Source organism: Leifsonia sp. Root1293 (genome assembly GCF_001425325.1).
Taxonomy (GTDB): Bacteria; Actinomycetota; Actinomycetes; order Actinomycetales; family Microbacteriaceae; genus Orlajensenia.
Window position 1 is genome coordinate 81,643 of record NZ_LMEH01000001.1, and the last position, 26,799, is coordinate 108,441.

Sequence of the window (26,799 nt, forward strand, 5' to 3'; positions counted from 1 at the left end):
GCAGCCGACGGAGTCCGTGCCTCGGCGATCGGGGCTCAGAGGTCGGCGTGCAACTGCCAGATGCGCTCGCCGGCATCCCCCCAGGTGAAGGCCTTCGCACGGTCGGACCCCACGATCCGAAGCACGCCGGCTCGGTCGTCGTCGCTCAGGATCGTCGTGACTGCGCTGCTCAGCCGCTCGGGATAGCTGTCGGCATCATCCCGTTGCACGGAGATGCCGGCCTCGCCGACGAGTTCGACCAGCGCCGGAGCGTCGGAGTGCACGACGGGCAGCCCGAAGCGCAGGGCGTCGATGATGGGGGCGCCGAAGCCGGCCTCGATGCCGGGGAAGACGAACACGGCGGCCCGGTCGAGCACCACCGCGCGATCCTCGGGTGCGAGCTCGCCGAGCAGGCGCACGCGGCCTGCTGCGACATCCGCTCGCAGCTCGTCGTGCTCTGCGCCGTCGGGAATGCTCGCGTCGGCTCCGTGCACGAGGAGCGGCAGCCCGGGGTCGCTCCGGCGGAGGCCGGTGATGAGGTCGGTGATGCCGTCTCCGGCATCGAGCGAGCCCTCGGCCAGGATGAAGCGCGTCGGGAGGTCCAGTGCGACGGCCCGCCGATCGGCATCCGGGGGCAGGGCCAGTCCGATGCTTCCCGCGCCGGCGATGACGCGGATGCGGTCGCCGAAGTCGGCGATCTCGGCCAGCTGGTCGGCCACGGCGTGGCTCGGCACCACGATGGCGTCGGCGAAGCGTCGCGCCCTCCGCAGGAAGGCCTTCCTCACGGCGACGGCGTCGCGACCGATGGTGGACGGGGAGGTCCACGCGAGGGTGTCGTGAACCGTCACCGAGATCTGGTCGCCGCGAGCCCGATCGTGCGAGCGGAGCGGCGCGCGCAGCCCAGGAGCGTGGACCAGTCCACGGCCGCTGGACGCGATCGCGCCGATGCTCCAGGCGACGGCGAGGCCGCGCGTCGAGAGCGAGGTGGGCTGCACCTCCGAGAGTCCGGCCAGTTCGGCGCGTACCTGGCTGACGAGGTCGTCGGAGCCGCCGGGAACGATGGCCTCGACGTCGCAGCCCTCCGGCGTCGTCGCGATGATGGCGCGCGCGATGGCCACGGAATATCCGTCGGGGACATCGGTCGGGCCGGCGATGAGGTGGTCGGCGATGACGCGCAGTGTCGTCATACGCCTGCCGCCTTCCCTGTCGTCGCGCGCTGAGGTACGTCGAGCCGCTGACCGGTCCGGTCGTCGTCCATGGTGTCCCCGATCGATTGTCCACCTCGATTCTCGCGGTTCCGAGCGCCGGATGCGAACGCAGTCGTCACGGCGGGCTGCTGCGGCGCCCGTGCCGACGGCATCCGCCTGCCCGCCCGCGGATGTCCGGCTCAGGAATTAACGGCAAGATAGGGGTCTATGTCTTCAGCCGCCCCAGCCCCAGGTTCGACGGACTCCATCCGGGTCGTCGCCGTCATCGTGGCGTACAACCGCAGCGAACTCCTGCGCGAGGCCATCGAGGCGCTGCTCGGCCAGGAACGCGCCGTGCAGGCGATCGTGGTCGTCGACAACGCGTCGACGGATGACACGGCAGCGGTCGTCGCTTCGTTCGGGGCATCGGTCGACCTGGTCTCCCTCGACCGCAACACGGGCGGAGCCGGTGGATTCGCCGTCGGAATGGCGCGGGCCCTGCGTCACCACAGCCCCGACTGGCTCTGGATCATGGACGACGACACCGTCCCCACCTCGACCGCCCTCGGCGCCCTTGTGGCGGCCGTCGACGGATCCGATGTCGTCGTCGCGGGCTCCCGCGTCGTGTGGACCGACGGCCAGGATCACCCCATGAACACGCCGCGCCGGAAGCCGTTCGTGTCGGCCGTCGAGAACGAGCAGGCGGCGGCCCGCGGCACCCTTCCTGTTCGCAGCACCTCGTTCGTGTCGATGTTCGCCCGCGCCGACGTGGTGCGGGAGGTCGGGCTGCCGATCGCCGACTACTTCATCTGGAACGACGACTTCGAGTATTCGACCCGGCTGCTGCGCGGCCGCCGCGGCGTCTTCGCACCCGGCAGCGTCGTCGTGCACAAGACGAAGATCCTCGGCTCGACCGACATCGACCCCGGACCCAGGTTCTACTACGAGGTGCGCAACAAGCTCTGGATGCTGCGGCACTCGCGGAGCCTGAGCAGGAGCGAGAAGCTCCTCTACGGTGCGTCGAGCATCCGACGCTGGATCCGCACAGCCGCGAAGTCGAGCGACCGCTCCGTTCTCCGTGACGGATTCCGCCGCGGCTGGCGAGACGGCTTCAGCACGCGGCCGCGCGCCAACGGGGACGCCCTCGCCGGTTTCGCCGAGGCGTCAGCCGACGTCGTCGCGGTCGAACGCACGTCGGCATGAGCGACGCGACCCCGGCGGACTTCTCGCTGCTGCTTCCCGTCTACAGGGCGGACGACCCCGCCCATTTCATCAAGGCGTTCACGAGCAGCGTCGCGGCGCAGACCAGGCGCCCGGCACAGGTCGTCGTGGTGCAGGACGGCCCTGTGCCTGCTGAGCTCACCGCGGCCATCGATCAGGTCGTGGCCGAGAGTCCCGTGCCCGTCGTGCACCAGGTGCTCCCCGAGAACGTCGGCCTGGCCACGGCCCTCACGAGTGGACTCTCCGTCTGCGCCCACGACATCGTCGCGCGCATCGACGCTGACGACATCTCGCTCGCCAGTCGCTTCGAACGGCAGCTTCCCCTCATCGAGAGTGGACTGGACCTCGTCGGAACGGGCATGTACGAGTTCCTCGACGACGTCGGGTCCATCGTCGGCCAGCGTGTTCCGCGCACGGGCCAGACGGAGATCGAGGCCTACGCGCGGTTCCACGATCCATTCAGCCACCCGACGGTCGTGTACCGACGGAGCGCCGTCGATGCGGCCGGCGGCTACCAGGCCATGGGGCTCATGGAGGACTACTGGCTGTTCGCCCGCATGATCGCATCCGGGGCCAAGGTCGGCAACGTCGCCGAGCCCCTGGTCATGTACCGCGTCGGCGCCGGCGCCTATGCCCGTCGCGGCGGGCGCGAGCAGTGGCGCAGCGAACGGGCCCTGCAGAAGGCCCTCCTCGGCATCGGATTCACGACCCGGGGCCAGTACCTGCGCAACATCGCGGTCCGCGGGGCCTACAGGTTCGTTCCCGAACCCGTGCGGCGCGTTGCGTATCGGCGCCTCATCGCTCGCGGACCCGGCATCGTCCGCACCGTCGAGCACTGATCTGCTCGTTCTCGCATTCGATCGGCGTTTCCTTCGGCCCGGTTCCTCCCACCGCCGAGCCTGCGGGATAGTGTGGAACGCGACGGGCAGCGGTCGGGCGCTGGCCGCGCACCGCGCTTGGAGTACCGCACCATGAAGTCTGCCGTCGCCATCCTCCTTGCCGTCGCTCTCGGGGTGAGCATGCCCGGCATCGTCGCCACGTCGGCCGTCGCGGCTCCCCAGGCGTCGTCGACCCCGGCTCCCACCGAGTCGCCTGACGGCGGATCCACGGAGGCCGCGGCACCAGTGGCGACGCCCGATCCGAGTGCGGAGCCGACTCTCGAGCCATCGCCGGAGCCGGAGCCGACCCTCAGCCCAGAACCGACGTCCGAGCCGAGCGCCGAGCCGACAACCGAGCCGACGCCCACCGAGCAGCCGAACTCCGAGCCGACCCCAACCACTGATCCGACGCCCAGCCCGACGCCCACGCCCACCGACGCGCCCATCACAGAGGCACCCGTCGCCCCTGAGAGCGACGCACCGGCTCCTCAGCTGTACAGCGAGGTGCAGACCCTCGCCGCCGGGAGCTTCAACCCCGCCGCCATCATCAGCGACTTCAACTTCTTCAACTCGTGGGCGATGACCGAGGACGAGATTCAGGCCTTCCTCGAGCGGCAGATCGACGCCCAGGGCGGCTGCCAGAACTCGAACTGCCTCGCCGCGTTCCGGATGAACACGCCCAACGCCTCATGGAGCTTCGGCACCTGCGCCCCCTACAGCGGCGCCAGCGGCGAGTCTGCAGCACGCATCATCTATCGCGTGCAGCGTCTCTGCGGGCTGAGCGCGAAGGTCATCCTGGTCACGCTCCAGAAGGAGCAGGGACTCATCACCTCCCAGTCTCCGAGCGATGGCGTCATGCGCAAGGCCATGGGCATGGGCTGCCCGGACACCTCGGTCTGCGACTCGCAGTTCTACGGATTCTTCAACCAGGTCTACGCCGCCGCGCGCCAGCTGCTCTGGTACACCAACCCCGGCAGCTCCATGTACCAAGGCGGCAGGTTCCGCGTCGGCCAGCCTCGGCCGATCCAGTTCAACCCGAATGCCGCCTGTGGCTCATCTTCGGTCACCATCCAGAATCTCGCCACTTCGGCGCTCTACTTCTATACGCCATACCAGCCCAACGCGAACAGCCTCGCGGCCGGTTGGGGTGCCTCGTGGGACGGCTGCGCCTCCTATGGCAACAGGAACTTCTCGCTCTACTACAACGCCTGGTTCGGGAACCCGAACTCGACCTCCCCGATTCCCACCACCCGTCTCGGCGGCAACGACAGGTACGAGACGGCGGTCGCCATTTCGCAGGACACCTACAAGTCGGCTGGAGTTCCCGTCGTCTACGTGGCGTCAGGTTCCGGATTCGCCGACGCTCTGTCGGCAGCACCAGCCGCGGCGACGCAGGGTGGCCCCCTCCTCCTCGTCGCCCAGACCGCGGTGCCATACTCGACGCTGGCAGAACTGAAGAGACTGAAGCCGAAGAACATCGTCATCGTGGGCGGCACCGGCGTAGTGACGGCACAAGTCGCCAAGGCCCTCTCGGCCATCGCCCCGGTCAAGCGCATCGCAGGAGCCGACCGCTTCGAGACGTCCCAACTGATCGCCGCGACGGTCTTCCCCGCAGCCACCTCGGCATTCCTCGCCACCGGCTGGGACTTCGCGGATGCCCTGTCGGCGGGCGCCGCCGCCGGAGCGTCGAAGACACCAGTGCTGTTGGTGGACGGAAAGGCGAGGACCGCCGACGAGCCGACGCTGCGCGTACTGCGAACGATCGGCGTGACGAAGATCACCCTTGCTGGCGGGACAGGAGCCATCAGCCATGGCATCGCCGTGAGCCTGAAGTCGGCGGGTGCAACAGTCGTGAGACGTGCGGGTCTCGACCGGTATGCGACGAGCGTCGCCATCAACACCGCCGCCTTCGGCTCCTCGGCGACAGCGTACGTGGCTGCCGGCATGGCGTTCCCCGATGCGCTCGCTGGTGCTGCGGCGGCTGCGAAGTCCGGCATGCCTCTCTATCTCAGCTACAGGGACTGCCTACCCAAGGCTGTACGGGAGAGCATCACGGCCAAGGGCGCGAAGAGACTGGTGGTACTGGGCGGCACCGGCGCCATGACTGACCGGGTCCGCTTGATGATGTATTGCTGAGACCACCACCTCGCTCCCGGCGTTACGCTATGCGCAGGCAACGCGTGTGTTCGCCGTCTACACTGTCCACGTGTCTGTGTTCCACTCTCCATCTCGTCTTGACCTGAACCCACGCTGATGGACATGTGGCTCGAGGCCGTGCCGGCCTTGCTCATTGCGCTCGCCTGGATGCTGGTTCCCGGTGCGGCGTTCCTGGGCGCTCTCGGCGTACGTGGACTCTTGCTCATCACCGCCGCGCCGGCCGCCAGTGTCGCGCTCATCGCCGTCGTCGCCGTCGCACTCTCGCGTCTCGGGATCGAATGGAGCCCACTGAGCGTCGTCGTCGTCGTGGTGCTGCTCGCCGCAGCCGCATGGCTCCTGCGCCGCTTCGTGTTCCGCCGGCCGATACAACCAGGAGTGCGGAAGTCGTGGGCGTCCATCGCCATCCCCTGGGCTCTTGCTGCCATGGCCGTCCTGGTGCAGCTGGTCATCGTGTGGGGTCGGCCCGATGCGATCTCCCAGACTTTCGACAACGGCTTCCACCTCAACGCCGTGCGATACATCCTCGACACCGGAAATGCATCATCGCTCTCGCTGACCGGTGTGATCTCGTCAGGCGGAGCCTATCCCGCCGCCTGGCACGACCTCGTCTCCCTCGTCGCGATGACCCCGGGTATCAGCATCCCGCTCGCCGCGAACATGATCAACGTCGTTGTCGCTGCCGTCGTCTGGCCAGGCGCATTGCTGCTGGTCGCCCGCGTGATATTCCCCGGCCGTCTCGCTGCCCTTATCGCCGCGGCGGTGCTCAGTGCCGTTCTGCCCTGGTTTCCGCTGCTCATGCTCACCTTCGGAGTTCTCTTCCCGTTCTTCCTCGCCACAGCACTGCTCCCCGTGGCGCTGGCCCTGGCGTTCTCGCTGTTCAGAGTCGGTTCCGACCTCGGGACATCGATCCCTCTGCGTGTCATCACAGCCGGATGCGCGCTTCTCGCCATCGGCTTGGCGCAGCCGGCAGTCGCCTTCTTCGCCGTGGCAGTCGCTCTGCCTGCGTTCGGCTTCTTCGTGGTCGCCGCGGCCAGGAGTGCCGCTTCACGCGGCCGGATGCTCGCCATCGTGACCGCTGCGGTGATCGCCGTCAGCGCCTTCGCTGCCGCCTGGATCATGGTCGGACGCATGGGCATGTACGCGCCGTGGGGGCCCAAGGTCGGGGACAGATTCGGCCTGGTGGAGACCTTCCTGCTGTTCCGCGACGGTCAACCGCCTTCCTTCGGTCTGGCGTTGTTCGTGATCGTCGGCCTCGTGCTCATGATCCTGACGCGAACCAGGCTCTGGCTGGTGGGCTCGTGGGTCATCTCGGCACTGCTGTTCTTCGTCGCCGAAGCCGTGGGGTCGCCCGAGATCCGTGTGCTCTTCATCGGCCTGTTCTACAAGGACCCGCCACGCCTGGCTGCGCTGTTCGGCGTAGTCTGCGTCGTTGTCGGCATCGTCGGCGCGGTGAAATTGTGGGACGTCGTCTCCGTGCGCTGGGACAGGCGCTTCCCGGGACGTCCCATCACCGGGACCGCCGGACGGATTCTCTCGGTCGCGCTTTTCGTCGTCGCCGCAGCAGCCGGCCAGATCCCGGCCCTCGACGCCGCGTCGAGCGCGGGACGGTATGCATGGGGAGCGGGGGAGTGGGCGCCGATCCTCTCGTCCGATGAACGCGTGCTGCTCGAGCGGCTCACCGGCACCACAGATCCCGACGCAGTCATCGCAGGGAACCCGTGGACGGGAACGAACCTCGCATACGCCATCGCGGATCGCCGCGTCCTGAATCCCCACTTCAACTTCTCCCAGGATCCCGACCACGTCCTCCTGAACTCGCGATTGAACGAGGTCGCCTCGGACCCTGAGGTGTGCGCGACGGCCGAACGCCTCGGGGTGGAGTATGCGCTGGACTTCGGCTCCTACTTCGGCGATGCGGCCAAGTTGCTGAGCTTCGATGCGACCGCCGCCTATCCGGGCCTGCTCGACCTCGACACGGCACCGGGCTTCGTCGAGATCGACCGCGTCGGTCCCGCGGCTCTGTACCGCGTGCCGGATTGCTCGTCCTGATCGGCCGGAGCGGATGCTCAGCGCTGCCGTCGATCGTCATGGCACGCCTTGACCCTCCGGTGCGGTTGCATCGTCTCGACCGAGGTGGCAGCCGGTGCTGGCCCTCTGTCAGGCTTGAGGTCGCTCGATCCCGGCGTCCTCGGCTGCGGCCCGGGCGAGTGCGACCTCACGCGCCAGTCTTGTGATGCGTCGATTGACGGCAACGTTGCGGCGATAGGTCGTCGCCACGAAGACGAGGAACGCCAGCACGAGGGCGTAGAGCAGCAGGTCGGCTCCGCGGCCGACGCCGATGAGGTTGGCGAGCCAGCTCAGCCACTGCGGGAAGATGATCGACACGATCGCGACGACGACGAAGCCGGCCATGAACAGGCGACGCAGCGCGAGGTGGCTGTCGCTTCCTCCGGGACGGGCGAGGAACAGCCCGACGACGACGACGCCGATGACGAGGAGGATCTGGATCCACATCAGCGCACCAGCAGATCGACGAGGATGTTGACGGAGTTCAGCACCGATTGCCCCTTGGCCTTCGAGTAGTCGGTGTAGAGCAGTTCCACGGGGTATTCCTTCCAGGGCAGCTTCGTGCGGCCGAGCTTCAGCACGATCTCGGTCGCATGCGCCATGCCGTCCTGCTCCAGCTCGATCATGCCGGCAGCATCCGTGCGGATGACGCGGAGTCCGTTGTGGGCGTCCGTCAACCGCAGGCCCGTCGTCAGGTTGGTGACCCAGACGGCGGTCTTGAGGATGACGTGCTTCAGCCAACCGGGATTGGTGCGATCGTCGAGGAACCTCGAGCCGAACACGATGGCGAGGTCATCGTCCTTGGCGAGGTCGAGCATCTCGACGGCGTCGCTCACCCGATGCTGGCCGTCGGCGTCGAAGGTGACCAGGTAGCGGGCATCCGGATGCGCCTCGACGTATTCGAATCCCGTCTGGAGGGCGGCACCCTGCCCCAGGTTCACGGGGTGGTGCACGACCCGCGCTCCCGCAGCCGCCGCCACGGCTGCCGACCCGTCGACACTGCCGTCGTCGATGCAGACGATGTGGTCGAAGTGCACCTGCAGGTCGACGATGACCTGCTGGATGACCGTGCGCTCGTTGTAGAGGGGAATGACGATCCAGGTGTCCGCAGCGTGTCGCCGGGGGTCGACGGCGGGGCTGGGGGCAGGTGCGTGCATCCGACCATTCTTGCAGAACGCGATAGGCTGAACGCGGCAGCGCATGCCAGTCCCAGATCCAGGAGGAACCGCACAGTGCCGACGAGCCCCGGCGTCCGAATCGTGGATTCGGCCGATGTCGCCGACGATGTGACCATCGGATCAGACAGTTCCATCTGGCATCTCGCCCAGGTGCGTGAGACAGCGGTGCTCGGTGAGAACTGCGTCATCGGACGCGGTGCCTACATCGGGACCGGCGTCGTACTGGGCGACAACTGCAAGGTGCAGAACTACGCACTGGTCTACGAGCCGGCCGTGCTCGGTCACGGCGTCTTCATCGGGCCGGCCGTGGTGCTGACGAACGACACCTACCCACGGGCGGTCAACCCAGACGGCACGCAGAAGAGCGCGCACGACTGGGAACCCGTCGGGGTCACGATCAGGGATGGCGCTTCCATCGGCGCCCGCGCGGTGTGCGTCGCACCGGTGACCATCGGCGCCTGGGCGACTGTCGCCGCCGGCGCCGTCGTCACGCGCGACGTGCCCGACTTCGCCCTCATGGCCGGTGTGCCAGCGCGCCGGTTGGGCTGGGTCGGCAGAGCAGGACAGCGACTCGTCGAAGACGGTTCGTACTGGGTGTGCCCGGCCACGGGAACCCGATACAGAGAGAACGAAGGGGCGCTCGAAGAGCTTGCCGAACATGACTGATACTTTCATCCCCGCAGCGAAGCCGATCATCGGCGACGACGAGCGAGCAGCCGTCGACCGCGTACTCCTCTCAGGAATGGTGGCCCAGGGCCCCGAGGTCGCTGAATTCGAGCGCGAGTTCGCGGCCGAGATGGTGGAGGGACGCGCGAGCGTCGCCGTCAACTCCGGCACCTCGGGACTGCACCTCGGCCTGCTGGCCTCCGGAGTCGGAGCGGGCGACGAGGTCATCGTTCCGTCGTTCACCTTCGCCGCCACGGGGAACTCCGTCGCGCTCACCGGAGCCACCCCGGTGTTCGCCGACATCGAGCCCGACTACTTCTCGCTCGATCCGCGCGCCGTCGAGGCCGCCATCACCCCGCGCACCAAGGGCATCATGCCCGTGCACCTCTACGGACACCCCGCCCTCATGGCTGACCTGCGCGCCGTCGCCGACCGCCACGGCATCGCCCTGTACGAGGATGCCGCCCAGGCCCACGGCGCGGAGATCGACGGCCACCGGGTGGGCACGTTCGGCACCTTCGCCATGTTCAGCCTCTACCCGACCAAGAACATGACCAGCGGCGAGGGTGGCATGGTCAGCTGCGCGGACGAGACCATCGTGCGCAACGTGAAACTGCTGCGCAACCAGGGCATGGAGAAGCAGTACGAGAACGAGGTCATCGGGTTCAACAACCGCATGACCGACATCCACGCAGCCATCGGCCGCGTGCAGCTGACCAAGGTGGGCGGCTGGACCGCGACCCGACGCGCCAACGCCGCGTTCCTCGATGAGAACCTCACCGGCGTCGTGATCCCTCCCGTCGCCCCCGGCGCCCGTCACGTCTACCACCAGTACACGGTTCGAGTCCCCGAGGACCGCGACGGCTTCGTCGCAGCGCTCCGCGAGGAGTACGCCATCGGCTCCGGCGTGTACTACCCGATCCCCAACCACCGCCTGCCGTCGCTGGCCGGATTCGCCCCGGCCCTCGAGCTGCCCGAGACCGAGCGCGCGGCATCCGAGGTCGTCTCGCTGCCCGTGCACCCCTCGCTCTCGCAGGGCGACCTCGAGCGCATCGTCAGTGCCGTCAATGCTCTCGCAGGAGCCGGCGCCTGATGGCCGACACGCTGCGCGCCGGCCTCTTGGGCGTCGGCGTCATGGGGCGCCACCACGCCCGCGTGCTGCGAGAAGTGGACGGGGTCGAACTCGTCGCCATCGCAGATCCCGGTGGCGACCCTCACGGGGTCGCCGGAGCACTCGAGGTGCTCCCCGACATTCAATCGCTCATCGCCGCGGGGCTCGACATCGCGGTCGTCGCGGTCCCCACGCAGTTCCACGAGGATGCTGCCCTTCAACTTGCCGCTGCAGGAGTTCACACCCTCGTCGAGAAACCCATCGCCCACAGCGTCGAAGCAGGCAACCGCATGGTGACCGCGTTCGCCGAGGCCGGGCTGGTCGGCGCGGTGGGCCATGTCGAGCGGTTCAACCCTGCCCTCCAGGAGCTTCGTTCCAGGTTGGCCGCAGGCGACCTCGGCGAGGTGTACCAGATCGTCACCCGTCGCCAGAGCGCCTTCCCCACGCGCATCGCCGATGTCGGTGTGGCGAAGGACCTTGCTTCCCATGACATCGACCTGACCTCGTGGGTGGCGCAGAGCACCTATGCCTCTCTGTACGCGCAGACCACCTTCAAGAGCGGTCGCAACCATGAGGACATGATCGCCGTGACCGGGCGTCTCGCGAACGGTGTGATCGTCTCTCACCTGGTGAACTGGCTCAGCCCCATGAAGGAGCGAGTCACCGTCGTGACCGGCGAGCGCGGCGCCTACGTCGCCGATACGTCGACCGGCGACCTCACCTTCTTCGCGAACGGCACGATCCCGCTCGAATGGGAGTCCGTGTCCTCGTTCCGCGGGGTCTCGGAAGGAGACGTGACACGGTTCTCCTTCGCCAAGCGCGAGCCACTGCGCGTGGAACACGAGGCCTTCCGTGACGCTGTACTCGGCCATTCGAACGACATCGTGACTCTCGAGCAGGGCCTGCGAACCCTCGAGGTCGTCGAAGGTGCGCTTGAGTCGGCACGCAGCGGGTTGCCCGTCGTCTTCTGAAATGCAAGTAACCCTCGTCAGCCGGATCTTCTCCCCAGAGGCGGCCGCTGCATCCTTCCGACTCCGGGCTCTCACTCAGGCGCTGGTGGCTGGGGGAGACCGGGTCGATGTCCTCACGAGCGCTGTCCCGCCGTTCCTCCGTTCGGATTCCGAACCGGAGGTACCGGGAGTGCGCGTCCGACGGGCTCCGGTGCTGCGCGACCGGCACGGCTATGTGCGGGGCTACCTGCAGTATCTGAGCTTCGACGTGCCGGCGTTCTTCCGCGTGTTGTTCGGGGCGCGCTGCGACGTCGTGGTCGTCGAGCCGCCGCCCACGACTGGGCTTCTCGTCCGCCTCGCGTGCGCAATTCGCCGTCTGCCGTACGTGTACTACGCGGCTGACATCTGGTCGGACGCGACGGCCGCCACGGATGCCCCCGGCGTCGTCGTACAGGGAGTTCGCTGGATCGAGGCCCGTGCGCTGCGCGGCGCGCGTCGAGTGATCGCGGTGAGCGACGGAGTGCGGGCCCGCGTGCTCATGTTAGCTCCGAATGCCGATGTCGTGGTTGTTCCGAACGGCATCGACACGGAGATCTTCACTCCAGACGGTGACGTCGACGTCGATGCGCCTTGGGGAATCTACGCAGGGACGACGAGCGAGTGGCAGGGCGCTGATATCTTCATTCGGGCCATGCCGGCAGTGCTGGCGGTTCACCCGAACGCCACGATCGCGTTCCTCGGGCAGGGCAGCGCGTGGGCGGCGCTGGAGGCGCTAGCGGCAGTCGTGGCGCCGGGAGCGGTGAAGTTCCGTGGATCCGTGCCGCCCGCCCAGGCTGCGCGGTGGCTTCGTTCGGCTCGAGCAGGGCTCGTGAGCCTCATGCCCGGACAAGGTTACGATTTCGCGCTGCCGACGAAGATCTTCGCATCGAGCGCGACGGGTACTCCTGTCGTCTTTGCAGGCCCCGGCCCTTCGCGACACGTCATCGCCTCGGGCCGTCTTGGGGTTGCCGTGGACTACGACGCAGAATCCGTGGCGAACGCGCTGATCGACGCCTTCGGACAGGCGGAGGACACCAGGGAACGAGGCCGACGCGCGCAGTGGGTGGCCAAGAACGCTTCGAGCGCTGCGCGCGCCAGCGAAGCGGCGGGTGTCGTGCGAAGCGCCGCCGCGTTGGGGAGAGAATGAACCCCGTCGCGAGGATGATTGCCTGGGTGCGACGCTCAGCCGGCGCGGTTGTGTTGTCCCTACCCGAGCCCGTTCGGGTCCGGCTCATTCCGCACACCCTCGGCTACAGCTCCGCCGACCTGCCGCCTGTCATCAGCCCGCCGCCAGGCGAAGTGAGGCTCCTCGTGGCTCCCGCCAACTACGCCGGCCAGGGCTACGAGTGGGCCCGCGCGGCCGAACGCCTGCCGGGGGTGGGTGCGGCCAATCTGGTCGTCGCACGGGGGACCGACTGGGGGTTTCGGGCCGACCATCGCGTGGTCGAGAACGTGGCAGTCGATTCGGCGTGGTGGTACAGACGCCATGCGACGTCGGTGCTGACTGGATTCACCCACGTACTCGTCGAGTCCGAGCGGCCTCTTCTTGGGGGATATTGTGCCGGCGACGTGCGCCGTGAGGCTGATGCGCTGAGGACGGCCGGCATCGCCGTCGGCTACGTCTCCCATGGAAGCGACCTCAGGCTTCCCAGCCGGCACGCGGACAGGGAACGGTGGTCTCCGTTCCGCGACCAGGACTGGCCCCTGCTGCCCGTCCTCGAAGAGACGGCTCGTGCGAACGCCGCATTCCTCGCCGAGCAGGACGCGACGGTGTTCGTGTCGACTCCGGAACTGGTTCTGGACTACCCGGGAGCAGTCTGGCTTCCAGTGGTGATCGACGGCGCCCGGTGGGCGAACCCGACCCCGGCCCTGCTGAGGGCCACCCCGGTCGTCGTGCACGCTCCGACCAATCCGATCATCAAGGGCACGGAACTGATTGAACCGACGACAACCCGGCTTTCCGATGAGGGCGTGATCGACTACCGACGGATCGAGGGCGTTGCCGCCAGCGACATGCCCACCATCGTCGCCACCAGCGACGTCGTCCTCGAGCAATTCAGGCTGGGCATCTATTCAGCGACGGCTATCGAGGCGATGGCGGGTGGGCGACTCGTGGTCGGCTATCTCAGTGAGCAGGTGCGGGAGCACGTGCGCCTGGTCACCGGCCTCGAGATCCCGATCGTGCAGGCTAGCGTCGACACCCTCGAGTCCGTCCTGCGGGATGTCGTCGCTCGTCCGGAGCAGTACCGGGCCCTCGCCGAGCAAGGCCCGCGTTTCGTGGCAGCTGTGCACGACGGCGCGTTGTCAGCCGCCGTGCTCGAGCCGTTCCTCCGCTCGGCCGACCGGCGCCGGAAGGCGCCGGGTAGTCTGGACGAGCACCGAACCGCTAGACGACGAGGCCGAACCGCATGAAGACCAGACTGCTCATCCTCTCGTTCTCCCCCATCGCGGCGGATGCTCGGGTGCTCAAGCAGGTCGAGGCTTTCCGCGACGAATACGAAGTCACCACGTGCGGGTACGGCGAGGCTCCGGACGGAGTGGCGCGCCACATCCGCATTCCCGATGACGTGCTCCACAACGTGCTCCACGACGGACGAGTCACGAGGAAGCGCTACAAGCGCGCCTACTGGTCGCTGTGGTCGGTGAACTGGGTCCGCCGCCACCTCAAGCCGGGCCGATGGGATGTCGTGCTCGCGAACGACGTCGAAGCAGTCCCGATCGCCCTGCGCCTGAAGCCAACGAAGGGCGTACACGCCGACCTTCACGAGTACTCGCCGCTGCTCCACGAGGACTGGGAGGGCTGGAAGCTCAAGATCACGCCATACGTCGAATGGCTGTGCAGTACCTATGTCAGTCGAGCATCATCGTGGAGCACGGTCAGTGCGGGCCTTGCGCGGGAGTACGAGCGCGTCTTCGGATTCCGTCCGGTCATCGTCACCAACGCAGCCCCCTACGTCGAGACGGAACCGCGAACGGTGGCCGATCCCGTCCGACTGGTGCATTCCGGCGCGGCGATGCACGACCGTCGCCTGGACGACCTGGTCTCCGGGGTGATGGCGTCCACTTCGGGAGCCACGCTCGACTTCTATCTCACTCCGAATCAACCGGCGTTCCTCGACCACCTGCGCGAGCGTGCCGCGGAGTCGGACGGGCGGGTCCGCGTGAACGATCCGGTGCCGTATGCGGAGCTTTCCGAGACGCTGCAGCGCTATGACGTTGGCGTGCACTTCCTTCCACCGACGAATTTCAACAACCGCTGGGCGTTGCCGAACAAGCTGTTCGACTACGTCCAGGCTCGCCTCGGCGTGATCATCGGACCGTCACCGGAGATGGCCGAATACGTCAATGAGTTCGGACTCGGTGTTGTCGCCGACGGCTTCGCGCCTGATGATCTCGCTGCCGTCCTGGATGGACTGACGACCGACGCCGTCGAGCAGTGGAAGATCAATGCGAACTCCAGTGCCCGCGAGCTCTCGGCCGAGTCGCAGGTAGCGATCTGGAAGAAGGCCATCGCGGCACTTGCCGCGGCCTGACCCGAGCGGAACTCGAGGCCCACGGCCCTTGAGGCGCTGATCGCCTTTGGGCTTCCCACATGTTGCGGATGGTAGTGTCATCACGCCATGAAGCTCCTGTGGAAAACGCTCCGAGACCTCCTGCCTCTTCTCCCAGCGGGAGCGAGGAATTTCTTCGCGCTCTACGTCGTGCTCACCAGCGCGATCACGTTGCTCGATGTCGGAGCCATGACCCTTCTCGCGCTGATCATCACGCCGATCGTGACGGGCTCCCCGATCACTCTGCCGATCATCGGGCAGTTCCCCGCTTCTGCGGCGCCGTGGCTCGTCCTGGCGGCCTGCGGCCTTATCATCCTGAAGAGCCTGCTGTCTGTAGGGCTGCACTGGGTGGCCACGCGCCGGTTCGCGCGCTATGAGCTCGAGATCGGGCAGCGAATGTTCCGCGCATACATCCACTCTTCGTGGGAGGAGCGCTCGAAGCGCAGCGTCGCAGAGGTCACCCGTATCGCCGACGGCGGCATCGCGAACACGATCATGGGCTTCATTCTGCCGCTCGCCCTCATTCCGGGCAGCCTGCTGACCTTCGTCCTGATCCTCGTGGTGCTGGTCGTCGCCCAGCCGCTCACAGCCATCATCGCTTTGCTCTACCTCGGCCTCGTCGCCTTCGTCGTCAACCATTTCGTCACGCGCCGCGCCCTGCTCGCCGGACGGGTCAATCGCAACGCCAGCTACAGGGTCGCCATCTTCATGACCGAGATGGTCGAGGCACTGAAGGAGATCACCCTCCGCAACCGTCTCGACCAGGTCTCCCGGGTGGTCACCTCTGAACGCATCCGCGCCGTGCGAGCGCGGGCCAACAGCTCCTTTCTGAGCGTCATCCCGAAGTACGCCTTCGAGGCCGCCCTCGTCGGCGGGTTCCTGCTCATCGGCGGTGCGTCCTTCCTCATCGCAGGGCCGGATCAGGCCATCATCTCCGTCGCGCTGTTCGCGGTGACGGGATTCCGGCTGATTCCCGCTATCAATGGCGTGCAGAGCGGCATCATCCAGGCATCTGCCACCATCCCGTCAGCGCAGGACGTCATCGATGACATCACCCGCTCGGAGAACGACGTCAACGCCACCGAGATCGGCCAGGATCGGGCCACGCTGCCGGCCTCGCCGAGGGTGCTGAGCCTGCACCAGGTGAAGTTCCGCTACCCGACGACGACTGGACTCGTGCTGCGCGGCGTCGACATCGACATCCCGTTCGGCAGTTCCCTCGGCATCGTGGGTCCGTCTGGTGCCGGAAAGTCCACCCTGATCGATATCCTCCTCGGCCTCAGTACGCCCACGGAGGGCCGCCTCACCATCGATGATCTTCCCCTCGGAGACGTGCTGAGAGCGTGGCGTGGGCGCGTTGGATATGTGCCCCAGCGAGTCGCTCTCTTCGACGGCAGCATCGCGCAGAACGTCGCGCTCACCTGGGACGACGACTTCGACCCTGAGCGGGTCGAGCGCGCTCTCGAGATGGCACAGCTCTCGGCGGTCGTCGACGCCCGGGAGACTGGTATGTACTCCAAGATCGGCGAGCGCGGAATCGCCCTGTCCGGAGGTCAGCAGCAGCGCCTGGGCATTGCGCGGGCGCTCTATGCCGATCCGCTGGTACTGGTGCTGGATGAGGCGACCAGTTCGCTCGACACCAAGACGGAGGACGACGTCACGAAGGCCATCCGCGGTCTGCAGGGCGAGCTCACTGTGATCTCGGTCGCGCACAGGTTGTCGACGGTGAAGGATTACGACCAGATCTGCTATCTCGAGGACGGCCGGGTGCTGGGTCTCGACACCTTCTATGGTCTCGCGACCACGCTCCCCGCCTTCGGTGAACAGGTCGCACTCGCCGGACTCGGACGGCCGACCGCCACGACCTCGTGAGTGCAGGAGAACCCTTCGTCGACGTCGTCATCGCGGTGCACGATCCGCGGCGTCGTATCGATCGTGCCGTCGGCTCGGTGCTCGCCGCATCCCCGTCGACGGCTGCGCGGGTCACTGTTGTCGCCCACGGCATCTCCGCCGGGGTCCTGGCAGACGCCCTCGCCCCGTTCGCAGGGGATACGCGGCTCCGCGTCGTCGAATACGCGGACGGGCTGCGCTCCCCGGCCGGCCCCTTCAATCACGGTCTTGGTATGGCGACGGGGACCTACGTGTCGATCATGGGATCGGACGACTTCCTCGAGCACGGCGCACTCGATGCATGGGCCGAACACGTGCGCTCGCACCGAACCGACTACCTGATAGCCCGACTGCGCGACCAGTCCGGAGCAGTATGGCGTGATCCGCTCACGCGGCCGTTCCGGAGTCGGCGACTCGATCCTGTGCGTGACCGGCTGAACTACCGCGCCGCGCCCCTCGGCCTGATACGAAGGTCATATCTGCAGAGCACCGGCGTCGCGCTGACGGCGGGGTTCGCCACTGGTGAGGACATCGAACTCGGCCTCGCATTGCTCAACGGGCGGGCTCGAATAGATTTCGGAAGCCACCTCCCCTGCTACGTGATAGGACACGACGCACCAGAACGGGTGACGCTGCTCGCGCGCTCCACCGCGGCAGAGTTCGAGGCACTGCTCCACTTGGCTGCGCAATCCTGGTCGGCGACGCTGCCCCCTCGCCGTCGTCGCGCGATCGCCATCAAACTCTGGCGCATGAACATCATTCCGGCGGTCCTCCTTCGCCAGCAGACCTCGGATTGGGCTACGGACGACCTCGACGCACTTCGCCGGGTGTCCGAATGGCTACTTCGACTGGACAGCAGTGCCGTGCGTTCCCTCTCACGGTCCGAGCGTCTGATCGTCGCTGCTGCGGCTGACCCCGACGCTGATGGCGTTGTGCAGGCCATCGCAGGGGTTCGGGCCGCAGGACCGGCTGATCGCCTGCGCACTGTCCGTCTCCTGGACTCCCTCGCGACAGACTCGTTGCTGCGGAGGGTCGTGCGCCTTCGACTGCCGCTCTGACATTCAGCGAGCCGGCCGCCGACGACGCCTTGACGGCGCCGTGAGAGGATGAGAGTGCTATGGGCATTGTGAACCGAGTCATGAGCTGGCCGCGGTCCGTCGTCGATCGCACGTTGCGCAATCGCACCCGTCTGCCTCGCTTCGCGAACCGCGTGATCGACTACATTGCCGACAATCCCGACAGCCCGCTCGGCCGGATCGCTGCGCGTTCCCTCGGCACATCCGACCCCGACGAACTGCCGGCTCCGGCGGTGCGGCCCGACGCTGCAGCCTCGGTGTACATCGGGCCGACGAACTATGCGGCGCAGGGATGGCTCTGGGCGAGAGCGATCGACGCCGATCCTCGCGATGTTCGAGCGCTCAACATGGCCGTCGACGTCCCCGGCGGGTTCTCGTTCGCCGCTGACATCGAGGTGCCCGTTCCCGTCTACAACAATTCGAGAGCGTGGCAGGAGGCAGAACTCGCCGCGGTCTCCACGTTCTCGCATGTCCTGTTCGAGGCAGAGCGGCCCCTGTTCGGGCGCCTGTATTCCCGTGATGTCGCCGCAGAGTCCCGTGTGCTGGCCGAGCGGGGACTCTCCACCGCCTTCATCTGCCACGGAGCCGACATCCGCCGTCCCAGCAGGCACCTGTCCCTCACGCCGTGGTCGCCTTTCGCGGATCACGACACCTACGTCGACAAGCTGGAACGGGATGCCGTGCGCAATCGGGCGCTGCTCGATGAACTGGGCCGTCCGACCTTCGTCTCCACGCCCGACCTGCTCGTCGACGTACCCTACGCCACCTGGTGTCCTGTCGTGATCGACCCGGCCCGCTGGAAGGGCGAGGTCGACGATGTGGAGCGGCGCCGTCCCGTCGTCGTCCATGTCCCGAGTAAATCGACTGTGAAGGGAACGCATCTCATCGAGCCATCCCTGCGCCGCCTGGACGCCTCTGGGGTGATCGAATACCTGACCATCACGGGTGTCCCATCGGCGCAGATGCCAGCGGTGTACGGTCGGGCGGACATCGTGCTCGACCAGTTCCGCCTGGGATCCTACGGTGTCGCTGCCTGTGAGGCCATGGCCGCTGGTCGCGTGGTCGTCGGACATGTCCTCGACTCGGTGCGCGACGTCGTGGTGCGCCAGACCGGGCGTGAGCTGCCGATCGTCGAGGCGACCCCCGACACGCTCGAGGATGTGCTCGTGGACCTCATCAACGACCCTGCTCGTCGGGCGGCTGTCGGGCGGGCAGGCTCCGAGTTCGTGCGCATCGTGCATGACGGCCGGCTGAGCGCGAGCGTGCTGCTCGACGGATGGGTGCTCGCCTGATGCGCCTGCCCAGCACGCTCGAGCTCTGGCGGGCAATGCCGTCTTGGATCCAGGATCCGCTCTCAGTCGCCATCGCGCGCTTCAAAGGCGAGAGGGTGCCCGGGCCCCCGAGCCCTGCCGACCGGCCGATCCGTCTGATGATCGCCCCAGCCAACTATGCCGGTCAGGGATATCGCTGGGCGCGGGCCGTCGAGGCGAACCCGCGAGTCGCGGCGATGAACATGGTCTACGACTCCATCAATCCGTTCGGCTATCCTGTCGACTACCCTGTTCCCGGCCGGATCGCAGGGCATTCAAGACGTTGGCAGAAGGCTCAACTCGCCACAATCATCCAACGCTTCACCCACATGCTCATCGAGGCGGAGATGCAACCCCTCGGCAGTCTCTTCGGCGGTGACGTGGTCGCTCAGGCCCGTGCTATCCGCGACGGTGGGGTTCGGATCGGCATGGTATGCCACGGTTCGGATATTCGCCTGCCCTCTCGCCACGCTGCAGCCGATCCGTGGTCGCCGTTCCACAATGACGAATGGGTGCCGGTCGCTGCTCTCGAGAAGGTAGTTCTGGGAAACCTGCGTGTACTCGGTGACCTCGGCGCGCCGACCTTCGTGTCGACTCCGGGCCTCCTGCTCGACGTCCCAGACGCGCATCTGCTTCCTGTGGTCATCGACCCCGAGGTCTGGGTGCAACCCACGCCGATCCTCGAACGCGTCCGACCTCGTGTGCTGCACGTCCCGTCGAACCCGCTGGTGAAGGGCACCGCCGAGATCACTCCGACTCTCACCCGCCTGCACGAGGAAGGGATCATCGAGTACGCCACCGTCTCGAACGTCACCCACGCTGAGATGCCCACCCTGTTCGGCGGAGCTGACGTAGTCCTGGACCAGTTCCGTCTCGGCGATTACGGGGTGGCGGCATGCGAGGTTATGGCTTCCGGACGCCTGGTCGTCTCGCACGTGAGCGAGCAGGCCCGAGCGGCGGTCGTGGCCGAGACCGGTATCGAGCTGCCCGTCGTGGAGGCGGACATCGGGTCTCTCGAGGGTGTACTCCGCGACGTCGTGGCGCGACGTGAGCACTATCGATCTGTCGCAGCTGCAGGGCCGAGCTTCGTTCGGCAGGTACACGACGGCCGGATGTCTCGCCGCGTCCTGGAGAACCGCCTGCTGTTCGCGTCAGGGGAGTCGGTACAACCCTAGCGCTTCGCCACACGCCAGCGACGGGGAACCTCGGCGAGCGCGAGCGCTGATGCCGCTGAGAATCGGATGGGGGCCTCGGCGTGCATCAGTCTGGTGAGTCGTCGCGGAATGAGGGAAGCGACGGCCAGGCGCTTCCTTCGACGGATTGCCAGCGTTCCCAGGGCACGCGCGGAAGAGGACGCATCGAGGATCGCATCGAGAAGGTCGCGATCGGCCCGGGAGAGCATCTCCTCGATTCCGTGCCCGGCTGCGAGCAGGACCTTGGCCACTCCTGCCAGTTCACGCCTGTCCGTCGGGGACCAGAGAGCCGGGTCGGGTCGGTTGGATACTGCGCCGAAGAGGTGGATGCGCAGGAATTTGGCGACGAGTGAGGACTGGGCGGGGGGAGACAGGTGGCCGAACCACGAACTTCCGACAGTCGAGGCCAGGAAGGAGAATTCGTCGCCGATCGATCGCGTCGTGCGAGTCACGCGATCGCTTGAGTCGTCATTGAGTCGATAAGCCGGGGCCGAGCGCGCCGAGGAGATGCGCCTGCCGGAGAACCATATGCGGGAGACGTACGGAAGGTCCTCGCCGGACTGCACGCCTTCGGCGAACCGAAGTCCACCGAAGGCCGCGCGCGACACCAAGCCGAGTGGAGCGCTGCGATAACTCAGGCGATCCTTCACGGGGTCGAGACGGCTTCGTCGGAACGGGCGCGTCGGCGGCGTCGGGACTGCAGATCCGTCGGCATGCCTTAGGCACGCGATCACGACATCGGCCCGATCGCTGTCCGCCACAGAAAGCCATGCATCGATCGCGCCGGGCTCGAGTTCGTCGTCGGAGCCGAGCACGGACGTGAACGGCGCCGTGGAGTGGTCGAGGCCGAGGTTGAACGGTCCTGCCGGGCTGGCGATGCCGTCGTGGAGTTCGAGGATCCGGAGACGGGTGTCGCCGATGTAATCCGACAACCGGGCGACGACGAGCGCTGCCTCCGTGTTGTGGACCACCACGCTGACCCGCACCGGCGCCGTCGTATGGAGGAGCACGGAGCCGACGGCGCGCTCCACGGGTCGGGCGGGACTGTGCACGGCGACCACGACATCCACGGACGGGGACGCCACGTCGTCATCCTCCGGTGGCAGCACATGTCAAAACTATCAGCCCCGCACCGGCCCGCATCTTCCACCATGTCGCGGTGTCGGCTGGGAACGAGACTGATGTTCGGCCGGCCGGAATAGACTCGGGCATCGTGAAGATTCTCAGCGTCGTGGGTGCCAGACCCCAGTTCGTCAAGCTCGCTCCCATCGCCCATGCTGCCGGGGCGGCGGGCGTGGAACACGTCATCGTGCACACCGGCCAGCACTATGATCCGATGCTCTCGGACGTCTTCTTCGACGAGCTCGGCATCCCCGCTCCCGCGGTACATCTCGGCATAGGCTCCGGATCGCACGGCGTGCAGACGGGTGCGATGCTCTCGGCGCTCGATGCAGTACTCGACGAGCATCGGCCTGATTGGGTGCTCGTATATGGCGACACGAACTCCACCATCGCCGCCACCCTATCGGCGGTGAAGATGCATGTCCCGGTGGCCCACCTCGAAGCCGGCCTGCGGTCGTTCAACAGGCGCATGCCCGAGGAGCACAATCGCGTGCTCACGGATCATGCAGCCGATCTGCTTCTCGCCCCGACGGCTGTCGCCGTCGCTCACCTCGATCGCGAGGGCCTGAGCGACCGCACAGTGCTGGTCGGAGACGTCATGACCGATGTGCTCCTCGCTGAGCGCGCCCGTCTGTGCGGTGCCCCATCGGCTCTCGCGATGGAACTCGGGCTCACGCCCGGCCGCTTCTCCGTCGCCACCATCCACCGCGCCGAGAACACCGACGACCCGGTGCGCCTGGCGCAGATCGCCGATGTCCTCTCCGCACTTGATCATCCTGTCATCCTGCTCGCACACCCCCGTCTGGTCGCGAGGGCGGCGGAGCACGGCATCTCCTTGACCCGTGGTTCGCTCCTGGCCCATCCTCCGCTCGCCTATTCCGAACTCATCGCTGCGGCGATCGCCAGTCGCGGAATCATCACGGACTCCGGTGGACTGCAGAAGGAGGCGTTCCTGCTGCGTGTTCCGTGCACGACGATTCGCACCGAGACCGAATGGGTCGAGACCGTCGAACTGGGGTGGAACGTGCTGGCGAACTCCGCCCAAGAGATCGCCGCCGCCGTTGGGCGCGAATTCCCGCCTGCCACCGACGCCGCACCGTACGGTGACGGTCACGCTGCGATCCGAGTCATCGGTGAATTGGTGTCGCGCTCAGCACGATGACCAGCGGCGCATCGAGGAGTTCAAGCCGATCTCAGCCCTCGGCGATGGCTGGATTCCGCCGCGCCCGTCGAGCCGTCACCAGGCCTTGTTGCCAGCGTCGAAGTATGCCCTCCACTGGCTTCTCGACCCAGAGGTGGAGCGCGGCAGCGGCGGCGACGGCGAGCAGGAGCAATACGGCGAACCATCCCAGGTTCGCCCATCGTGCCGGTTGCGGCCCGAGGAGGCTCAGCGCTGTGTAGATGATCGTGGCGTGGACCAGGTAGAACGCGAACGACCACTCGCCGAGGGCCACCATCGGGCGTGATGCGACCCAACCGGCTCTTCCGCGCAGGTTGGCACTCGCGGTGGTGACGATGAGCACCGCACAGAGGACGGTCACGAATTCGCTCGTATACGGCGACACCACGATATAGGCGGGCCGGAAGGTCTCGACTCCCTCCAGCCCGACGATGACGAGGAAGTAGGCGACTATGGCGATCGCGCCAACGACGGGATGCAGGCGCGGGCGCCAGCCCTGACGCATAGCCCATGCCAAGCACATACCGAGCACGAACTCATTGAGGCGCAGGACGGGCCACGGCAGCTGTGCGAGCCAGCTGGTCGGGTCGAGTTCGATGGCGACCCGCGTCGCAACGGCGAAGACGACGACTCCGCCGGCCGCCACGAGGGCACCTCGCTTGCCGAGACGCGATAGGAGCGGTGAGATGAACGGATGCAGCGCGTAGAAGAACGACTCGATCGTGAGGGTCCACGCTGCCGGATTTCCAGAGAACAGGATCACGGGGTCGCGTGACCAGCCCTGCAGGAGAAAGACCGAGAGCAGCAGTATCCCGAAGCTGAAAGGCTTCACCCACCACTGGGCGGGGTCAGGAGTTGAGCTGTAGAAGACCGGGACGGCGATCAGGAGGGTCACGAAGGCGAGAGGCCAGATCCGAGCGAAACGACGCCAGTAGAACGTGCTCTTCGCAGTGCCAGGACGCATCGACCAGGTGAGCACGAAACCCGAGAGCACGAAGAAGAACGTCACTCCGAAGAACCCGAACTGCAGGAAGCTTGATGCGATCGGGGGCAGAGGAGCGAAGACCAGCATGTGGTAGCCGAAGACGACGAAGGCCGCCCACCACCGCAATCCGGTGATGGCGTCGAGCCGCACGGCGTGCGCGGTACCGGTCTCAGGGGTCACGGTCGCCCAGTTTACGCGAGGCCGGCTGAGGAGGCGGCATCGAGGATGCCCTCCTGCTGGGACAGTAGACTCGAGCCCGTGCGTATCGCTGTCATCGCCCTCGGTAAGATAGGGCTTCCCCTCGCTGTCCAGTTCGCCGAAAGCGGCCATGAGGTCGTCGGCGTCGACGTGAATCCCGAGGTCGTCCGCCTCGTGAACCGAGCTGAGCAGCCGTTCCCGGGAGAGGCGCAGCTGCAGGAGAAGCTTTCAGTTCTGGTGCCGTCCGGTCGTCTGAGGGCGACCACAGACTACGCGGACGCTGTGCCCGACGCCGATGCCGTAGTGGTCGTCGTTCCTCTTTTCGTCGACAACGACAGTTGGGAGCCCGACTTCGGGTGGATGGATGGCGCCACGCGATCCGTCGGGGACCACCTCACCGCTGGGACACTGATCTCGTATGAGACGACCCTCCCAGTCGGCACCACACGGAATCGGTGGAAGCCCATGCTGGAGGAACATTCAGGACTGGTCGAGGGAGACGACTTCGACGTCGTCTTCTCCCCGGAACGGGTGCTCACCGGACGCGTCTTCGCAGACCTGCGGAAGTATCCGAAACTGGTGGGAGGACTGAGCGCCGCCGGTGCCGAGAAGGCGCGAGCCTTCTACGAAGCTGTGCTGCAGTTCGACGACCGAACTGATCTTGCGCGTGCCAACGGCGTCTGGGATCTCGGAAGCGCCGAGGCGGCCGAGATGGCCAAGCTTGCGGAGACCACCTACCGGGATGTGAACATCGGCCTCGCCAACCAGTTCGCCCTCTTCGCCGAGCAGGTGGGTGTCGACGTCTACCAGGTGATCGAAGCTTGCAACTCGCAGCCGTACAGTCACATCCATCGGCCCGGCATTGCGGTCGGCGGCCACTGCATCCCCGTGTATCCGCGCCTGTATCTAGCCACCGACCGCGAGGCGGACATCGTGCGTACCGCCCGACTGCTGAACGCCTCGATGCCGGCACGGACCGTCGCCAACGCGGCGGGGATCCTCGGAGATCTCACGGGGCTCCGAGCAGTCGTGCTCGGCGCCGCCTACCGTGGCGGCGTCAAGGAGACGGCGTTCTCCGGCGTCTTCGCGACGATCGAGGCACTGCGTGAGCACGGTGCATCCGTTCTCGTGCACGACCCCCTCTACACGGACGATGAACTCCGCGCCTTCGGCTGGGAGCCGTTCGCGATCGGCGATTCGGTCGACCTGGCCATCGTTCAGGCCGACCATGCCGACTACAAGGACCTGGCACCGGCGGACCTGCCCGGAGTGCGACTGCTCGTCGACGGCCGCAACACCACGGATGCCGCCCGTTGGGCCGGTACTCCGCGCCTGGTCATCGGTGGTGGCGGGGTCCACTAGCCGACATGCTCGTTGGAGCCCCGACGTAATCCGCTTGCCCTGCTCGCTCAGACCCGGACGCAGCCCCCGGCCGAAGCGCACGGGATCGCCTCGGACAGCAGGGACGCTTCGAGCGGTCGCTGCGCTCGGCTCTCTACGAGCGGGTCGGACCCCGATGCGAACCATCACTCCGGCGTCGAGAACTCCCCGGGCGGGAAGATCGTCGGCTTCTCGAGCGGGTCGGCTCCGTCGGCCAGGGGGCGTTTGAACGCCTTTCGCAGCGCCACCAGCTGCACCAGAAGCACGGCGACCTCCGAGAGCGCGAGGCCCCAGGCCAGCCCGACCACGCCGAAGGCGAAGGTGAGCGGGATCATGAGCACGGTGCCGATCACGGCGCCAACGATGGTGCTGCGCGCCAGCACGCGCGCCAGGTCCAGCGCGGTGAGACAGGCGAAGCCCGTCAGCTGCGACGCCAGCAGGGCAGCGAGGTTGACGCCCATGGCGGCAGCCAGCGCGTAGCCGATGGCGAGAGTCCCGCCCGAGAGCAGGTCGCCAATCCAGGGGCCGAGCAGGGCGTAGACCAGCCCGCCGACCAACCCGAGGGCCAACGCGATGAGGGTGACGCGCTTGGCACGTCGCACCAGCTGCGCAGGATCAGGGGAGGGCACGTAGCCCTGGGCGATCTGCACCACGGGCCGGGTCGAATACAGGGCCAGGCGCACGATGCGTTCCGCGAGGGCGTAGACGGCGGTCGCGCTCGGGATGAACAGCTGCACGATGACGATCGGCACGTTCACGTAGAGCGACGTCGTGGCGGCCATGGTGACCGGCGCCGCCTGGCCGCGCAGGTTCCTGGCGGCTCGGATGGGCGAGAGGGTGAAGCGCCAGCCACGATTGCGGCGCAGGATGTCGCCGGAGCCGAGGGCGGCGGCGAGCACGACGCCGGCCAGCTGCAGTCCGGCGAACCACGTCGCGTCGCCCGTCGCTATCAGCACCCCCGCTCCGACCACGGTGCCGATGATGCGGGGCATGGTGTCGATGACGAGGAAGCGGATCGGGCTCTTCTCGCCCACGTAGAACCATCCGGCGCCGAGCGCCACCAGGATGCCGCTGGAGACCGTGAAGGTCGCCAGCCACGGATCGCCCCGGGAGAACAGGATGGCGAGCGGGATCGACACGATGAGCATGGCCAGGCTGAGCCAGGAGCGCGACAGCACCGAGTCGAAGAAGTACTGCCCGCGCAGTGCCGGCTCGCGACTGGCGACATCCGTCGGACCGGTGACTCCCCAGCCGAAGACGGCGATGACGAAGGAGAATCCGGCCACGGCCTGCGAGACGGCGATCGTCGTCCAGGCCTCCTCGCCTGCAGCGATGATGACGGTCGGAATCACGGCGATGCTCACGATTCCGCTGATCGCGACGGAGAGCCCGTAGGCGCTCGTCGCCGTCAACAGTCTGCGGCGATTCACCGAACGTGCTCCCATCGTTCTCGATCCGGCGGCGAATCGACGTGAGCAAAC

Annotated in this window: 22 protein-coding genes; 16 read left to right on the plus strand and 6 right to left on the minus strand. The window is 67.1% G+C overall.

The genetic code is table 11. The features are described from left to right. Positions 1-35: 35 nt before the first annotated feature. Positions 36-1,166, minus strand: a complete 1,131-nt coding sequence (locus ASC59_RS00385) for a glycosyltransferase (protein WP_055817335.1) — start codon at positions 1,164-1,166, stop codon at positions 36-38. Positions 1,167-1,394: 228 nt separating this feature from the next. On the opposite strand from ASC59_RS00385, the gene ASC59_RS00390 reads away from it, so the two are divergent. The 4 genes from ASC59_RS00390 (at position 1,395) to ASC59_RS00405 (ending at position 7,471) form a co-directional block, all read left to right on the plus strand. Next, positions 1,395-2,369, plus strand: a complete 975-nt coding sequence (locus tag ASC59_RS00390) for a glycosyltransferase family 2 protein (RefSeq protein WP_055817337.1) — start codon at positions 1,395-1,397, stop codon at positions 2,367-2,369. Next, positions 2,366-3,226: a glycosyltransferase gene (locus ASC59_RS00395; protein WP_055817339.1), complete on the plus strand. Its 861-nt coding sequence runs from the start codon at positions 2,366-2,368 to the stop codon at positions 3,224-3,226. The genes ASC59_RS00390 and ASC59_RS00395 overlap by 4 nt, the downstream gene beginning before the upstream one ends. A 132-nt stretch (positions 3,227-3,358) precedes the next feature. Then, complete coding sequence (locus tag ASC59_RS00400; RefSeq protein ID WP_055817341.1) at positions 3,359-5,401, plus strand: cell wall-binding repeat-containing protein; 2,043 nt, start codon at positions 3,359-3,361, stop codon at positions 5,399-5,401. Between the two features lie 117 nt (positions 5,402-5,518). Next, complete coding sequence (locus tag ASC59_RS00405; RefSeq protein ID WP_055817343.1) at positions 5,519-7,471, plus strand: DUF6541 family protein; 1,953 nt, start codon at positions 5,519-5,521, stop codon at positions 7,469-7,471. 108 nt (positions 7,472-7,579) lie between these two features. On the opposite strand, the gene ASC59_RS00410 is transcribed toward ASC59_RS00405, so the two are convergent. Continuing rightward, complete coding sequence (locus ASC59_RS00410; protein ID WP_055817345.1) at positions 7,580-7,936, minus strand: DUF2304 domain-containing protein; 357 nt, start codon at positions 7,934-7,936, stop codon at positions 7,580-7,582. Beyond that, positions 7,936-8,646: a glycosyltransferase family 2 protein gene (locus tag ASC59_RS00415; protein ID WP_055817347.1), complete on the minus strand. Its 711-nt coding sequence runs from the start codon at positions 8,644-8,646 to the stop codon at positions 7,936-7,938. Before ASC59_RS00415 ends, ASC59_RS00410 begins: the two co-directional genes overlap by 1 nt. A gap of 75 nt (positions 8,647-8,721) precedes the next feature. Here ASC59_RS00415 and ASC59_RS00420 point away from each other — a divergent pair, with 75 nt between their 5' ends. The 10 genes from ASC59_RS00420 to ASC59_RS00465 all read left to right on the plus strand — a co-directional run bounded on the left by ASC59_RS00420 (position 8,722) and on the right by ASC59_RS00465 (position 20,435). Continuing rightward, a complete protein-coding gene (locus ASC59_RS00420) occupies positions 8,722-9,333 on the plus strand; it encodes an acyltransferase (protein ID WP_055817349.1) in 612 nt (203 codons plus the stop codon). Continuing rightward, entirely contained in the window at positions 9,326-10,426 is a 1,101-nt protein-coding gene (locus ASC59_RS00425; RefSeq protein WP_055817352.1) for a DegT/DnrJ/EryC1/StrS family aminotransferase, read from the plus strand. The genes ASC59_RS00420 and ASC59_RS00425 overlap by 8 nt, the downstream gene beginning before the upstream one ends. Beyond that, positions 10,426-11,415: a Gfo/Idh/MocA family protein gene (locus ASC59_RS00430; RefSeq protein ID WP_055817354.1), complete on the plus strand. Its 990-nt coding sequence runs from the start codon at positions 10,426-10,428 to the stop codon at positions 11,413-11,415. Before ASC59_RS00425 ends, ASC59_RS00430 begins: the two co-directional genes overlap by 1 nt. Before the next feature lies 1 nt (position 11,416). Next, a complete protein-coding gene (locus ASC59_RS00435) occupies positions 11,417-12,580 on the plus strand; it encodes a glycosyltransferase family 4 protein (protein WP_055817356.1) in 1,164 nt (387 codons plus the stop codon). A gap of 164 nt (positions 12,581-12,744) precedes the next feature. Continuing rightward, positions 12,745-13,845 (plus strand): hypothetical protein, encoded by a 1,101-nt coding sequence (locus ASC59_RS00440; RefSeq protein ID WP_157487881.1) that lies wholly within the window; start codon positions 12,745-12,747, stop codon positions 13,843-13,845. Beyond that, complete coding sequence (locus ASC59_RS00445) at positions 13,842-14,966, plus strand: hypothetical protein (RefSeq protein WP_055817362.1); 1,125 nt, start codon at positions 13,842-13,844, stop codon at positions 14,964-14,966. The genes ASC59_RS00440 and ASC59_RS00445 overlap by 4 nt, the downstream gene beginning before the upstream one ends. 87 nt (positions 14,967-15,053) lie before the next feature. Beyond that, complete coding sequence (locus tag ASC59_RS00450; protein WP_055817364.1) at positions 15,054-16,856, plus strand: ABC transporter ATP-binding protein; 1,803 nt, start codon at positions 15,054-15,056, stop codon at positions 16,854-16,856. Further along, the gene (locus tag ASC59_RS00455) at positions 16,853-17,932 is read left to right on the plus strand and encodes a glycosyltransferase (RefSeq protein WP_055817366.1); all 1,080 of its coding nucleotides are present in this window, start codon (positions 16,853-16,855) and stop codon (positions 17,930-17,932) included. Before ASC59_RS00450 ends, ASC59_RS00455 begins: the two co-directional genes overlap by 4 nt. A gap of 59 nt (positions 17,933-17,991) precedes the next feature. Further along, positions 17,992-19,242: a glycosyltransferase gene (locus ASC59_RS00460; RefSeq protein ID WP_056010098.1), complete on the plus strand. Its 1,251-nt coding sequence runs from the start codon at positions 17,992-17,994 to the stop codon at positions 19,240-19,242. Between the two features lie 137 nt (positions 19,243-19,379). Beyond that, positions 19,380-20,435 carry a hypothetical protein gene (locus tag ASC59_RS00465; protein WP_157487882.1) on the plus strand — a complete coding sequence of 352 codons (1,056 nt, stop codon included), beginning with the start codon at positions 19,380-19,382 and terminating at the stop codon, positions 20,433-20,435. Here ASC59_RS00465 and ASC59_RS00470 read toward each other — a convergent pair. Next, positions 20,432-21,538: a glycosyltransferase family A protein gene (locus tag ASC59_RS00470; protein ID WP_055817373.1), complete on the minus strand. Its 1,107-nt coding sequence runs from the start codon at positions 21,536-21,538 to the stop codon at positions 20,432-20,434. The genes ASC59_RS00465 and ASC59_RS00470 overlap by 4 nt on opposite strands. A gap of 128 nt (positions 21,539-21,666) precedes the next feature. Between ASC59_RS00470 and wecB the strand changes: the two genes are divergently transcribed. Next, positions 21,667-22,737 (plus strand): non-hydrolyzing UDP-N-acetylglucosamine 2-epimerase, encoded by a 1,071-nt coding sequence (gene wecB, locus ASC59_RS00475; RefSeq protein WP_055817375.1) that lies wholly within the window; start codon positions 21,667-21,669, stop codon positions 22,735-22,737. Between the two features lie 31 nt (positions 22,738-22,768). Here wecB and ASC59_RS00480 read toward each other — a convergent pair whose 3' ends face one another. Next, positions 22,769-23,920, minus strand: coding sequence for an acyltransferase family protein (locus ASC59_RS00480; protein ID WP_235492533.1), 1,152 nt, complete (start codon positions 23,918-23,920; stop codon positions 22,769-22,771). Between the two features lie 78 nt (positions 23,921-23,998). Between ASC59_RS00480 and ASC59_RS00485 the strand changes: the two genes are divergently transcribed. Then, positions 23,999-25,300, plus strand: coding sequence for a nucleotide sugar dehydrogenase (locus ASC59_RS00485; RefSeq protein WP_055817377.1), 1,302 nt, complete (start codon positions 23,999-24,001; stop codon positions 25,298-25,300). A gap of 164 nt (positions 25,301-25,464) precedes the next feature. Here ASC59_RS00485 and ASC59_RS00490 read toward each other — a convergent pair whose 3' ends face one another. Then, positions 25,465-26,748 (minus strand): lipopolysaccharide biosynthesis protein, encoded by a 1,284-nt coding sequence (locus ASC59_RS00490; protein WP_162243159.1) that lies wholly within the window; start codon positions 26,746-26,748, stop codon positions 25,465-25,467. Positions 26,749-26,799 lie beyond the last annotated feature (51 nt).

Bases quoted from the DNA above. Each gene is read 5' to 3' on its own strand.
- ASC59_RS00405 (WP_055817343.1), top strand. From the start codon at position 5,519: ATGGACATGTGGCTCGAGGCCGTGCCGGCCTTGCTCATTGCGCTCGCC.
- ASC59_RS00465 (WP_157487882.1), top strand. From the start codon at position 19,380: ATGATCGCCCCAGCCAACTATGCCGGTCAGGGATATCGCTGGGCGCGG.
- ASC59_RS00425 (WP_055817352.1), top strand. From the start codon at position 9,326: ATGACTGATACTTTCATCCCCGCAGCGAAGCCGATCATCGGCGACGAC.
- ASC59_RS00400 (WP_055817341.1), top strand. From the start codon at position 3,359: ATGAAGTCTGCCGTCGCCATCCTCCTTGCCGTCGCTCTCGGGGTGAGC.
- ASC59_RS00385 (WP_055817335.1), bottom strand. From the start codon at position 1,166: ATGACGACACTGCGCGTCATCGCCGACCACCTCATCGCCGGCCCGACC.
- ASC59_RS00460 (WP_056010098.1), top strand. From the start codon at position 17,992: ATGGGCATTGTGAACCGAGTCATGAGCTGGCCGCGGTCCGTCGTCGAT.
- ASC59_RS00390 (WP_055817337.1), top strand. From the start codon at position 1,395: ATGTCTTCAGCCGCCCCAGCCCCAGGTTCGACGGACTCCATCCGGGTC.
- ASC59_RS00415 (WP_055817347.1), bottom strand. From the start codon at position 8,646: ATGCACGCACCTGCCCCCAGCCCCGCCGTCGACCCCCGGCGACACGCT.
- ASC59_RS00395 (WP_055817339.1), top strand. From the start codon at position 2,366: ATGAGCGACGCGACCCCGGCGGACTTCTCGCTGCTGCTTCCCGTCTAC.
- ASC59_RS00445 (WP_055817362.1), top strand. From the start codon at position 13,842: ATGAAGACCAGACTGCTCATCCTCTCGTTCTCCCCCATCGCGGCGGAT.
- ASC59_RS00435 (WP_055817356.1), top strand. From the start codon at position 11,417: ATGCAAGTAACCCTCGTCAGCCGGATCTTCTCCCCAGAGGCGGCCGCT.
- ASC59_RS00430 (WP_055817354.1), top strand. From the start codon at position 10,426: ATGGCCGACACGCTGCGCGCCGGCCTCTTGGGCGTCGGCGTCATGGGG.
- ASC59_RS00450 (WP_055817364.1), top strand. From the start codon at position 15,054: ATGAAGCTCCTGTGGAAAACGCTCCGAGACCTCCTGCCTCTTCTCCCA.
- ASC59_RS00410 (WP_055817345.1), bottom strand. From the start codon at position 7,936: ATGTGGATCCAGATCCTCCTCGTCATCGGCGTCGTCGTCGTCGGGCTG.